Origin of the sequence: Actinomarinicola tropica, assembly GCF_009650215.1 — a bacterium.
In the GTDB taxonomy this organism is placed as follows: domain Bacteria; phylum Actinomycetota; class Acidimicrobiia; order Acidimicrobiales; family SKKL01; genus Actinomarinicola; species Actinomarinicola tropica.
This window is the reverse complement of the sequence record NZ_CP045851.1, coordinates 3,624,810-3,636,733: the sequence shown is the minus strand read 5'-3', so window position 1 is coordinate 3,636,733 and position 11,924 is coordinate 3,624,810. Positions and strand designations below refer to the sequence as shown.

At 73.2% G+C, this 11,924-nt stretch carries 12 protein-coding genes; 6 read left to right on the top strand and 6 right to left on the bottom strand.

The window, feature by feature from the left end; translation table 11 throughout:
- Nucleotides 1-4 precede the first annotated feature (4 nt).
- Entirely contained in the window at nucleotides 5-706 is a 702-nt protein-coding gene (locus GH723_RS17905; protein WP_153760923.1) for a hypothetical protein, read from the bottom strand.
- Between the two features lie 172 nt (nucleotides 707-878).
- Between GH723_RS17905 and GH723_RS17900 the strand changes: the two genes are divergently transcribed.
- The 4 genes from GH723_RS17900 (at nucleotide 879) to GH723_RS17885 (ending at nucleotide 4,100) form a co-directional block, all read left to right on the top strand.
- Nucleotides 879-1,298 carry a DUF2237 family protein gene (locus tag GH723_RS17900; RefSeq protein ID WP_153760922.1) on the top strand — a complete coding sequence of 140 codons (420 nt, stop codon included), beginning with the start codon at nucleotides 879-881 and terminating at the stop codon, nucleotides 1,296-1,298.
- Nucleotides 1,299-1,391: 93 nt separating this feature from the next.
- A complete protein-coding gene (locus tag GH723_RS17895; RefSeq protein WP_153760921.1) occupies nucleotides 1,392-1,778 on the top strand; it encodes a hypothetical protein in 387 nt (128 codons plus the stop codon).
- Between the two features lie 19 nt (nucleotides 1,779-1,797).
- A complete protein-coding gene (locus tag GH723_RS17890) occupies nucleotides 1,798-2,592 on the top strand; it encodes a L,D-transpeptidase family protein (RefSeq protein WP_153760920.1) in 795 nt (264 codons plus the stop codon).
- Between the two features lie 14 nt (nucleotides 2,593-2,606).
- The gene (locus tag GH723_RS17885) at nucleotides 2,607-4,100 is read left to right on the top strand and encodes an RNA polymerase sigma factor (protein ID WP_153760919.1); all 1,494 of its coding nucleotides are present in this window, start codon (nucleotides 2,607-2,609) and stop codon (nucleotides 4,098-4,100) included.
- A 3-nt stretch (nucleotides 4,101-4,103) separates the two neighbouring features.
- On the opposite strand, the gene GH723_RS17880 is transcribed toward GH723_RS17885, so the two are convergent.
- The 3 genes from GH723_RS17880 to GH723_RS17870 form a co-directional block, all read right to left on the bottom strand.
- Nucleotides 4,104-5,831 carry a SpoIIE family protein phosphatase gene (locus tag GH723_RS17880; protein WP_153760918.1) on the bottom strand — a complete coding sequence of 576 codons (1,728 nt, stop codon included), beginning with the start codon at nucleotides 5,829-5,831 and terminating at the stop codon, nucleotides 4,104-4,106.
- Between the two features lie 90 nt (nucleotides 5,832-5,921).
- Nucleotides 5,922-6,461, bottom strand: a complete 540-nt coding sequence (locus GH723_RS17875) for a hypothetical protein (protein WP_153760917.1) — start codon at nucleotides 6,459-6,461, stop codon at nucleotides 5,922-5,924.
- A gap of 115 nt (nucleotides 6,462-6,576) precedes the next feature.
- On the bottom strand, nucleotides 6,577-8,313 hold the full coding sequence (locus GH723_RS17870; protein ID WP_153760916.1) for a class I adenylate-forming enzyme family protein: 1,737 nt from the start codon (nucleotides 8,311-8,313) through the stop codon (nucleotides 6,577-6,579).
- Between the two features lie 131 nt (nucleotides 8,314-8,444).
- Here GH723_RS17870 and GH723_RS17865 point away from each other — a divergent pair, with 131 nt between their 5' ends.
- Nucleotides 8,445-9,296: an alpha/beta fold hydrolase gene (locus GH723_RS17865; protein WP_153760915.1), complete on the top strand. Its 852-nt coding sequence runs from the start codon at nucleotides 8,445-8,447 to the stop codon at nucleotides 9,294-9,296.
- 3 nt (nucleotides 9,297-9,299) lie between these two features.
- Here GH723_RS17865 and GH723_RS17860 read toward each other — a convergent pair whose 3' ends face one another.
- A complete protein-coding gene (locus tag GH723_RS17860) occupies nucleotides 9,300-10,472 on the bottom strand; it encodes a hypothetical protein (protein WP_153760914.1) in 1,173 nt (390 codons plus the stop codon).
- Complete coding sequence (locus GH723_RS17855) at nucleotides 10,465-11,028, bottom strand: RNA polymerase sigma factor (RefSeq protein WP_153760913.1); 564 nt, start codon at nucleotides 11,026-11,028, stop codon at nucleotides 10,465-10,467. Before GH723_RS17855 ends, GH723_RS17860 begins: the two co-directional genes overlap by 8 nt.
- Before the next feature lie 123 nt (nucleotides 11,029-11,151).
- Here GH723_RS17855 and GH723_RS17850 point away from each other — a divergent pair, with 123 nt between their 5' ends.
- Entirely contained in the window at nucleotides 11,152-11,922 is a 771-nt protein-coding gene (locus GH723_RS17850) for a matrixin family metalloprotease (protein WP_195210410.1), read from the top strand.
- The last annotated feature ends 2 nt before the right edge of the window (nucleotides 11,923-11,924 follow it).

Genomic DNA, 11,924 nt, shown 5'->3' with positions numbered 1-11,924 from the left:
AACGCTAACGGCGGGCAGCGGTGCGGCTGAGCACCATGCCGACGCTGACCACTGTGAGCCAGATCGGCATCGTGAAGCCGGGCATCCCGGGCAGGGCCATGATCAGCGCCATCGCCACGGGCGGCAGCATGAGCAGGACGGATGCCACGCCCATCCAGCGGGGCAGGACCCGATCCTTGCGGAAGGCGAGCGAGGCGACGCATCCGGCGGCGACGAGCCCGCCCCACCAGCCGAGGAGCACCCCGAAGTCGAGGAGCGTGAAGTTGACGAACATGGCCTCTCGGGAGAGCCAGCCCTCGTCGACGCCGCCCGGCAGGTAGAGGGCCATGGAACCCATCAGCGAGTAGCCGAGGATGTTCATGGCCGCCGTGGCGGCCAGCGCGGTGGGGATGGTGCGGGCGGCGAGGTCGTCGGGGGCGTTCCGCTCGGCCCAGCGACGCCACGCCGACGCGGTGATGAGGAGGGCGGCGACCGACACCAGCCCGAGGATGAAGGCGACGTGGTAGTTGCCGCGGTCGAGCAGGTCGAGGACCTCCGGGCCGCTCGACCAGTCCTCCTCGGTGAGGTCGGCGGGCATGCCGGTGAACGCCGCGGCGAGCGCGGTGACGCCGGCGAGGGCGCCGAACAGCGGCCAGCGTGGCCGCCCGGTGGTGCTCGGGGTGTCGGTGGTGTCGAGGTCGGTGACGGGATCGAGGATCGTGCTCACGGGTGCTCCTGGGGTCGGGCGAGGGCTCGGTGCCCTCCGCTCCTGCGATGACCTCGGCAGCGTGCGCCTCCTCGCGGTCCGGGGACGACAGCACCACCATGCGTCCGGTGGTGGTGCCAGCCACACCCCTCGCCGCGGACGCCGCCCCGGGCCGAGGGGCCAAGATGGCCAGATGAGCGATCCGACGGAGCCCACCCGCCCGCCCGAGCGCAACGTGCTGGGGGAGGAGCTCGAACCGTGCGGCACGGAGCCGATGACGGGGTTCTTCCGCGACGGGTGCTGCAGCACCGGTCCCGAGGACCTCGGTTCGCACACGATCTGCGCCGTCGTGTCCGCGGAGTTCCTCGAGCACCAGCGCAGCATCGGGAACGACCTCAGCACCCCGATGCCCGCCTACCGGTTCCCGGGCCTGCGTCCCGGCGACCGCTGGTGCGTGACGGCACGCAACTGGCTGCGGGCGCACCAGGACGGTGTCGCCGCGCCGGTCGTGCTCGCCGCCACCAACGCCCGCGTCCTGGAGCTGGTGCCCCTCGAGGTGCTGCGCGAGCACGCCGTCGACGTGCCGCCGGACCTCTCCTCGCTCGACGTCTGAGATTTCTCCGGAGGACGTGTAAGAGATCGTGCGCCCGTCGGTCAGGACGGTCGAGACGCCGGAACCCCGGCGACCGACCAAGGAGCTGACCGAATGCGCCGCACGACCACCACCCGCCCCTCCAACTCCCGCCGCCGTGCCGCCCTCGTGGCCGCCGGCCTCGTCCTCGGGACGCTCGTCCCCGCCACCTCCGCCCACGCCCTGACCCCGCCCGCCCCCGACGGTCCCGGCGGCTTCACCCTCCCGCCGACCGATCCGGGCGACCCGGATCCGCACCCGTTCCCCGGCGCCGGCGCGGCCGACGACTTCGTCAACCCGACCCAGCCCGAGGACCCCTGCCAGCTGCTCGGCATCGGCTGCCCCGATCCGGGTGAGCCCGGCGATCCCGGCGAGCCCGGCGACCAGGGCGGTGGCGGCGGCCAGGCCGAGGTCGATCCCCGGGGCGACACCGTCTCGGGCCGCCCGGACTTCACGGGCTGAGGGCGAGGTGACCTGCACCATGTCCCGCACCCGCACCCACCTGCTCGCCCTGCTGCTCGCCTCCGTCACCGTCGTGGCGGGGGCGTGCGGCGGGCCCGCCGGGTCGTCGACCGCCGCGTCGACGAGCGCCCCCACCTCGCCGGACGCGTCGACGACGTCGATCGCTCCGGATGCCACGCCGAGCGCTGCCGCCGTCGCCGACGACGGCGAGAGCCCGGCCTCCCCGGTCGTCGTCGCCCGCACCGCTGCGGCCGTCGAGGTGTTCGCCGCCCCTGGTGACGCCACGCCCGTCCAGACGTTGCCCGCGACCACCGAGTTCGGCTCGGCCCGGGCCCTGCTCGTGGAGTCCGCCGTCGACGGCTGGCTCGAGGTCCTCCTCCCGACGCGGCCCAACGGCTCGACGGGCTGGATCCGACTCGACGGGATGGACCTCCACACGGTCGACCACGAGGTCGTCGTCGATCTGACGGCGCGGACCCTCACCGTCCTCGACGCCGGCGTGGTCGTCCTCGAGACGCCGATCGCGGTCGGCAGCGACGAGTCGCCGACGCCCACCGGCCGGTTCTCGGTCGTCGACAAGCTCGACACCGGCGCCGCCGACGGCCCCTACGGGCCGTTCGCCTTCGGCCTGTCCGGCCACTCCGACGTCATCACCGAGTTCGCCGGCGGCGACGGCCAGATCGGCATCCACGGGACGAACGACCCGTCGAGCATCGGCCAGGCGGTCTCCCACGGCTGCGTGCGGGTGCCCAACGACGTCGCGGCCACCCTCAACGACCTGCTCCCGCTGGGGACGCCGGTCACCATCCTGTGATCGACTGTGCAGCGATGGCGACGCGTGGCCTCGACGACGTCCACCTCGTCCTCGCGGCGAGGGACGGGGACCCGGACGCCTTCGGCGTCCTGTTCGACCGCTGGTTCGATCGTGTCTTCGACGTGTCGCACCGCATCCTCCACGACCGCGAGCTGGCCGCGGAGGTCAGCCAGGACGTGTTCCTCGTGGCCTGGCAGCAGCTGGCCCGGCTCGAACGGCCGGAGTCGTTCGGAGGCTGGCTGCTGCGCACGTCGCGCAACCGATCGCTCAACCGGCTCGAGCGGGAGCGGCGATCCGTCGCCCTCGGCGACGAGGAGACGGTCGCGGTGATCGACCGCAGCGGTGGCGACGCCGACGCGTCCGTCGCGGCGGCCCGGGCCGAGGACATCGACCTGGTGTGGGCGGCCTCGGCGGCGCTCGGCGAGCGCGACGCCAGCGTCCTCGACCTGCACCTGCGCCACGACCTCGGCCCGGCCGAGATCGCCGAGGCGCTCGGCGTCACCACCAACAACGCCCACCAGGTGCTGTTCCGCCTGAAGGCGCGCCTCGGCGCCGCCATCCGGGCGTGGGTCCTGTGGAGCGGCGGCGCCCCGGCGTGCCCGGAGCTGCGTGGCGTGCTGGCGGCCCAGGGGATCGACACGTTCGGTCCTGCGGCCGCCAAGGCGATCGATCGCCACGCTGGTGCCTGCGTCGACTGCGAGGAGCGCCAGGACCTGCGGCTCTCGCCGACCGCGATGTTCGCAGCGGTCCCGCTCGCCGTCGCCGGTCCGCTCCTGAAGGCGGACGTGGCCGCGGCCCTCGCCGGCTCCGGCGTGCCGATGGACGGGTCCGCCTCGGCCGGGTCGGGCGACGACGGCGCGCCCGACGCCGACGCCGAGCCTCCGACCGACGGCGGGCGCCCACCCCACCAGGCGCGCACGCGGGTGCTGATGGCGATCATCGCCGCCGTCGTCGTCGTGGGGGCGCTGGTCGCGATCGCCGACGCCGTGGGCGACGGCACCGACCAGGTGGCGCTCGACGGCGAGCAGGCCCTCGCCACGACGGTCCCGTCGTCCTCCACCACCACCGACGAGGCGCCGACCACCGAGGCGACGACGTCGACGACCGCCGCGCCGCCCACGACGGCCTCGACCATCGCCCCACCGTCGCCTCAGCCGACGGAGCCCGCGCCACCGTCCGTTCCGCCGTCGGCACCAGAGGCACCGCCGGCGCCGCCGCCCGGGACCACCGATCCGACGGAGCCCGCACCGCCACCGCCGACGATCATCCGCTTCTCGGGGCGGGTCGTCCCCGACTCCACCTGTGCCGGCGAGACCGTCGACCTCATCTGGGCAACCGACGGTGCCGACACGGCGTCGCTGTCGGGTGCCGGCCTCACCGCCGGGCCGCGGCCCGTCAGCGGACGTGAGTCGGCGTGCGTGCCCGCTGGTGCGATCGGCCCCTACCGCTACCGGCTCACCCTCGACGGCCCCGGCGGCCAGACCGTCCAGGATCTGCTCGTCGGCTGACGCTCACACCGAGCGCAGCACCAGGAGCGCGACGTCGTCGCGCAGGGCCCGGGCCGGGCGCAGCGCATCGAGGGCGTCGACGAGCAGGTCGGCGAGGTGGTCGGCCGACCGTGCGCTCCGGGCGCTCGTCCCGACGATCTCGGCCCAGCGCTCGGGGCTCAGCTCGTGCGGCGGCGGCACGTCGGTGACCCCGTCGGTGTAGAGCACGAGGAACGAGCCGGAGGGCAGGTCGACGTCGAACCGTGAGGTGCGCGCCTCCTCGAACGCCCCGATGAGCAGCCCCGGGCTGCCGACCTGCTCGGCCGAGCCGTCGGGTCGTACGAGGATGGGGAGCGGGTGTCCGCCGAGCGCCAGGCGCAGCCGACGGTCCACGGCGTCGAGCACGCCGTACACGGCCGTGCAGAACGAGTCGGTCTCGGACCGGAAGACGGCCTCGTTGAGCCGCTCGAGGACGGTGCCCGGGTCGTCATCCCGCCACGCCGCCGAGCGGATCGTGTGGCGGGCCAGCCCGGTGAGCGCGGCGGCGAGCGGGCCCTGGCCGCAGACGTCACCGACGGCGATCCCCCACGCGCGCTCGTCGTCGAGCTCGAAGACGTCGTAGAAGTCGCCGCCGACCTCCGTGCCCTCACCGCCGGGCGTGTACCGGACCGCCAGCTCGACGTGCGGGATCGTCGGGAGCCGTCCGGGCAGCAGGCTCTCCTGGAGCACCTGGGCGATCTCGACCTGGCGGGCGACGAGGTCGAGGTTCTCGAGGGCCAGGGCGACACGTCCGGCGACCGACTCGGCGAGCATGAGGTCCTGCTCGCTGTAGGGGCGGCTGCCGAACGTCATGAGGAAGGTGATCGCCCCGTAGGTGCGGTCACCCAGCTTGATCGGCACGACGATCGAGCTGCGGAGGCCCATGCTCATGAGGATCCGCCGGGCGTTGTCGCTGATCCCCTTGATCCGGGTGACGTCGAGCTGGGGGAAGAACTCCGGGCGCCCGACCCGGATCACCGCGCTCGCGCCCCACGTGGCGTCGAGGTCGTAGGCCATGCGGTCGGCGAGGCGCGCGGCCGACTCGACCATCTCGGGGTCGCTGTGGGCGGCGTCGATGAGCGCCGTCGTCGCCCCCTCGTAGGGGAGGACGTGGATGAAGCACCAGTCGCCGAGGCGGGGGACGGCGGCGCGGGTGACCCGTCGCATGACCTCCTGCACCGTCGAGGCGTGGGAGAGCGCGTCGTTGATCTGCAGCAGGAACTCGAGTCGCTCGCGGTTGAGCCGCTCGGCATCGGCCACCCGCTCCAGGTAGGCCACCTGCGCCCGCTGCGCGGCCTCGGCGACGACGTCCCGGGTGACGTCGCGCGCGCAGCCGATCGTCCCGACGACCTCGTCGTCCTCGACGACGGCCTGGACCCAGCCCTCGATCCAGCGCTCGGTGCCGTCGGGCCACACGACGCGGTGGCGCACGGTGAACGGCCCCGGGTGCGGGGCGTCGTCACCGAGCTCGAGCAGGATCCGGGAGCGGTCGTCGGGGTGCACCCGCTCCATCCACATGTCGGTCGTGCCGTCGAACGTGCCGGGGTCGAGCCCGAAGATGCGTTCGAGCCGCTCGTCCCAGGAGATGTGCCCGGTGCGGAGGTCGGATCGCCACGTGCCGAGCCCACCGGCGTCGAGGGCCAGGCGGAGCTGCTGGAACAGCGCGGAGCCCGTGCCGGTGCCGCCGTCGCCGGTGTCGTCCGGATCGCGCACCGCACCTCCCCTCGGATGCTGGGCACCGCGCCCCCTGAGCGTGGGCGCGGACGAAGTGTAGGCCCCGGGGTCACCCCCGGGGCCGGCCGATCACGGCGTCTGGATGCCGTACATGACGGTGACGAAGGTGCCGGTCCCGTCGTTGGTCGCCATGACGACGACGGAGTCGCGGTCGGGCCGCTCGAACCCGATGTTGACGGTGGTGGATCCGTCGGCGGAGGTCGTGCTGTTGACGGTCTCGTCCCAGCCGGAGAGGGCGTCGGCGTAGAGCTCGGCGACCTGCGCGGGCTCGAGCCCCGTCGTTCCCATCACCAGCGTCGTGGCCTCCCCGGACGTGGCGTCGCTCTGCTGCGAGACCGTCTGCGTCTCGAGGTCCGGCGGCAGCGGCACGTCGGACGGCCAGTCGTCGGGGATCTCCGTCTGGCCCATGCTGAACGAGCCGTCCTCGGTCTCGACGCTGATCGCCCCGTCGTCGTCGAGGTTCAGGTCGACGTCGGCGCCGGACTCCGATTCGATCGCTGCCTCGAGGGCGTTCTCGCCCACCCGCTCCGCCGCCTCGCCGCACGCTCCCGCGAGGAGCATCGCGCCGGCCGCGCCGGCGATCGTGAGGTGTCGTACCCGTGCCCGCATGTGGTCGATCCTTCTGCGCCGTCGTGGCGCGTCGTTCGTAGGGTCAGGTGTCCTGATCGGCGCCGGGCCGACCGTCGTGAGCACCTGAGCCCAGGCGGCGGCCCGTGATACCGACCTACGCCATCTCCGCGACGAGGCGGTCCCGCAGCTCCCGCTTCACGAACTTGCCGTTGGCGTTGCGGGGGAGCTGCTCGTCGAGGAACCACACGTGCGCGGGGATCTTGTGGTTCGCGATGCGGTCCTTCAGCGCGGCGCGCAGGCCGTCGGCGTCCATGTCGGTCCCGGGCGCGAGCACCACGGCCGCCGCGACCTCCTCGCCCAGGCGCTCGTCGGGCACGCCGAACACCGCCACCTCTGCGATGCCGTCGAGCTCGTAGATCGCGGCCTCGACCTCGGAGCAGTACACGTTCTCGCCGCCGCGGAGGACCATGTCCTTGGCACGGTCGACGATGTAGACGAAGCCGTCTTCGTCGAGCCGGGCGATGTCGCCGGTGTCGAACCACCCGTCGCGGATCGACTCGGCAGTCGCCTCCGGCTTGTTGAGGTAGCCCTTGATGACGATCGGCCCGCGGACGAGCAGGCGGCCCGGCTCGCCGGGTGCGACCTCCCGGTCCTCCTCGTCGACCACCTTGGCGTCGAGCGTCGGCACGATCGGCCCTGCGGACTCCGGCTTCGCCAGGTAGGTCGCCCCGGAGTTGCCGGTGACGATGCCGCACGTCTCTGTGAGGCCGTAGCCCGTCGACGGCGCACCGCTCTTCAACGACGTGCCGATCTTGCCGACGAGGTCGCGGGGCATCGGTGCGCCGCCGCCGCCCATCGCTGCGATGGACGACGTGTCGCGGGTGGACCAGTCGGGGTGGGTGAGCAGCTCGCGGCTCATCGTCGGGACGCCGCTGAAGTTGGTGACCTTCTCCCGTTCGATGAGCTCGAGCGCGCGGCCCGGGTCCCACTTGTAGGTGAGGACGATCGTCCCGCCGCCGATGGTGGCCGGGTGCAGCAGGCAGTTGTTCGCGGTGACGTGGAACAGCGGCGTCGGCGCCATGATCACCGGCGACCCTGCGGGGCCCTGCGCGGCCGGATCGGGTGCGGGCTCGCCCGCGGCCTCGGCGGCCTTCTGCACCGCGGCGCCGGCGATCTGGCCCATGGCGATGATGTGCATCAGGTTGTGCACGCACCCGCGGTGGGTGAGCTGGGCGCCCTTCGGGAAGCCGGTGGTGCCCGACGTGTAGAAGATCGTGGCGTCGTCATCCGGGTCGATGTCCGCCTCGGGCAAGGTGTCCGGCGCGGTCGACGGGTCGACGACGTCGTCCCAGCGGTCGGCGCCGGCGGGCAGCTCGCCGTCGTGGCGGGTCGTGATGAGGTGGAGCGGCGCGCCGGCCCGCAGCTCGTCGAGCATGGGCAGGACCCGCTCGACCCGCTCGCCGTCGGCGATGAGCACCTTCGGCTGCGAGTCTCCGAGGGCGTACTGCATCTCGGGGCCGGTCCACCACGCGTTCATGCCGACGGCGGCGGCGCCGGTGGCGAGGATGGCCCAGTAGCTGATGACCCACTCCGGGTAGTTGCGCATCGCGATGGCGACGCGGTCGCCGGAGCCGACGCCGTGCTGCTCGCGCAGCACGTGGGCCAGGGCCCGCACGCGGGCGTCGATGTCGGCGTAGGTGTAGCGCTCGTCCTCGAACACGACGTAGGTGCGGTCGGCGTAGCCCGCCGTGAGCTCCCAGACCGAGCGCATCGACGGCGGGGCCGCGGCGAAGACCCGCATGGGGATGCCTCGGACCTCCGTCTCGGTCATCTCGAACATGGTCCCGGGGGCGAGGATCTCGTCCCAGGCGGCGCGGAAGTGGTCGATCACCTCCACAGTGTGACCCACGACACGCGACCGGCGCTCGCGCGCTGCGACGCCTTGACGTCGCAGGTCATCGCCTCTCGTCTCCGCCTCCGTCACCGTGCTCCTCTCACGACGACGTCGACGGAGGACGGGACATGGGACGCACGGTGCAGCACGTCACGACCGATCAGGGGGAGATCGCCTACACGGACACCGGAGGCGACGCGCCCGTCGCGCTGTTCGTCCACGGGGTCTTCCTCAACGGGCACCTCTGGCGCCACGTGATCGACCGCGTGGCGGCGGTGCGTCGCTGCGTCGCCGTCGACCTGCTCGGCCACGGCGACACGCGGATCGCGGCGGACCAGGACCTGTCGTTCCGCAGCCAGGCCGAGATGCTCCTCGGCGTGTGCGACGCCCTCGGACTCGACCAGGTCGACCTCGTCGGCAACGACAGCGGGGGCGGGATCTGCCAGATCTTCGCCGCCCGTCACCCCGAGCGGATCCGCACCTTGAGCCTCACGAACTGCGACGTCCACGACAACTGGCCGCCGGCGGCGCTCGGCTCGATCCAGGAGCTCGTCGCCGCCGGCGGGCTGCCCGACCTCGGTGCGCAGATGCTCGCCGACGTCGAGGTCGCCCGGGCCGGCTTCGCCGTCGCCTGCGAGCACCCGGAGCGGCTCGACGCCGAGACCGTGCGCACGTACCTCGGGCCGCTGTTCGCCACCGCCGAGTCCACGGCGAACCTCGAGCGCTGGTTCACCGAAACCCACGACAACAGCCAGACGGTCGAGATCGAGCCGCAGCTGCGATCGCTCACGGCGCCGACGCTCGTCGTCTGGGGCACCGACGACGTCTTCTTCGACGTCGAGTGGGCCCACTGGCTGCGGGACACGATCCCCGGGTGCGAGCGGGTCGTCGAGCTCGACGGGGCGAAGCTGTTCTTCCCCGAGGAGCGTCCCGACGAGCTGGCCGTCGAGCTGCTCCGGTTGTGGGGCGGTGCCGGCTGACGGCTATGGCTCCTGCGGCTGCGAGCCGTCGTCCGAGTCGAAGGGCACCATCGCCGCCTCGAGCTCGTCCCACGTCGTCTCGGCGAGCGACGCCGCCACGGTGTAGAGGTCGCCGAGCGTCGTTCCGTGCCCGGTGATCGACACCACGCGCCCGCCGGCCGCCCATGAGAGGTAGGCGACGACGTCGGCCCCCTGTGCCTCGGCGAAGGCCGACGAGCCGGCGACGGTGGGGTGGCCGTCGACGGCCGGGCACGGTGCGCAGTCGCCTGCGGTCTCGTCGACGAGGAAGCGCATGAGCTCCAGGCGCTCTGCGCCGCCGGGCTCCCACGAGATGACGACGAGCGGGTCCGCGGCGGCACCGCCCCCTGCGTAGACCACGGTCCCCCTCGAGCGGGCCGGCGCGACGTGGCCGTGTTCCCGCCACCCGTTCGGCAGACGGGAGACGTCGAGGACAGCGCGACGCCCGTCGTCGATGGACACCGTGGCAGCAGCCTCGAGCAGCGTCTGGGTGTCCACGTTGCGGCCCATGAGGGCGTACAGCTCGCCGTCGCGCTCGACCTCGAGGACGGGTTCGCCGTCCGAGAGGTGGAGGAGCCCGATCCCGTCGCCCACCTCGACCCGCGTCGCGTCGGGATCGTCCCGCTCGTCGAGGCCGAAGCCGTCCTCGACGGCGCCCGCCCTCCCCACGGCGATGCCGTGTGGTGGCGCGTCGTCGGGCGCGTCCGGTCCGTAGAAGGTCCACGTGCCGGTGCGGTCCTCGTCCGGTGCCGGCTCGGCGGAGGGCGGGACGACCTGGCGCAGGACGTACCCGTCGGGTGCGGGGTCGAGGCCGAGTGGTGCGAGCGACCCCGTCGTGTCGGCGATGCCGCCATCCGAGGGGTCGTCGCCCTGGGTCGACCAGGTGACGATCCCGGCGAGGATGAGCAGAGCCGCCGCGGCGGCCACGAGGGCTGGCCACGGGCGGCGGCATCGTGAGGACCCGTCGCTGGGGAGCACGTAGATCAGGTCGGGCGCCTCGCCGGACGTGATCGCGTCGTCCGGGGTGCCCGCCGTCCGGGGGCCACCCGCAGCGGTCGTCCGCTCGGCGACGGCGGTGCGGATGCGCGCCATCGTGTCGGTGTCGGGCCCGGTGACGTCGGCGCGGAAGGAGCGGAGGATGTCGAGCTCGTCAGTCATTGGAGCCTCCCGTGTCGTGCACGGCGTCGGTGTCGTCGCTGGGGCGGTCAGGCACGTCGAGCTCGACGCGCAGTCGGCTGCGGGCCCGGGCGATGCGGGACCGCACGGTGCCGATCGGGATGCCGAGAGCCGCGGCCACGTCCCCGTAGGGCAGGTCGGCCCAGGCGAAGAGCAGGAGTGCCTCCCGCTCGCCATCGGGGAGGGTTGCCAGCACCCTGGCGACGGCACGGAGGTCGTCGGACCCTGCGGCGTGGCGATCCGGCGCGTCGACCGTCGGACGCCGCAGCGGGTCTGCACCCAGGCGGCTGACCACCTCGAGCTGTCGCTGCTCGGTCCGCCAGTGGCGGGTCAGGGCGTTCGTGGCGATGCCCATGAGCCACGCGATCGGGCTCCCACGGGCGGGGTCGTAGGTGTGGGCCCCTGCCACCGCGGCGCACAGCACGTCGGCGGTCAGATCCTCGGCCGCCTGGCCACCGACCCGTCTCGCCAGGTACCGGTACACGGCCGGCCCGTGTTCGTCCACCATCTGGCCGATGTCGTCGAGCGGGTCGCTCACGGTCGTCTCCGCCACACGTCGCGTTCGCACATGTCCCTCTAGTCCGGCAGGGTGCGATCGGTTCGCGACATCGTCTCTCCCGTCGGACTCACACGTCCCGCCTCCTGGCCGATGATGGTGCGGATGGGTCACGACGACGAGTGGCAGGGCGGGTCGACCCGACCGTGGAGCGAACAGGTGGCCCCGTCGCCGACGCGGAACCGGCGGCGTTCCCTGGCCATCGCCGTGATCGTCGTGGTCGGCGTGGTGGTCGGTCCGGGGGAGTGGATCCGCTTCGTCGTCGGTCCGCCCGCGGAGCACGCCGACAGCGCGTCGTCCTACGAGTTCGTCGCTCTCCAGGCCGACGGCCGCGCGCCGGTCACCTACAGCTCCTGTCGCCCCATCAGGATCGAGGTCAACCCGCGCACCATGCCGCCCGGCGCCGAGGGCGTGGTCGAGGAGGCGGTCGACGTCATGGCGGAGCTCACCGGCCTGGAGCTGGTCATCGAGGGCGAGACCTCTCGCGCGCCGTCGGACATCACCCTCGTCTGGTCGCCGGTCCTCATCGCCTGGTCCGATCCCGAGGAGACGCCCCTGCTCGACGGTCGGACGATCGGCATCGGCGGCAGCACGAGCCAGGGTCGCGGGGTCGGCGGCAAGGTCGAGGTCTTCCTGACCGGCCAGGTCGCCCTGGACGGTCCGGAGCTCGCCGACGTGCTCGACGAGGAGGACGACGGGCGGAGCCTGGTCCGCGCGGTGGTCATGCACGAGCTCGGCCACGTGCTCGGCCTCGACCACGTGGACGACCCGAGCCAGCTGATGCACCACGACAACCTCGGGGTGGTCGAGCCCGGCTCGGGCGATCGCGCCGGCCTGTGGCGCCTCGGCCAGGGACCCTGCATCGAGGGTCCCTAGGG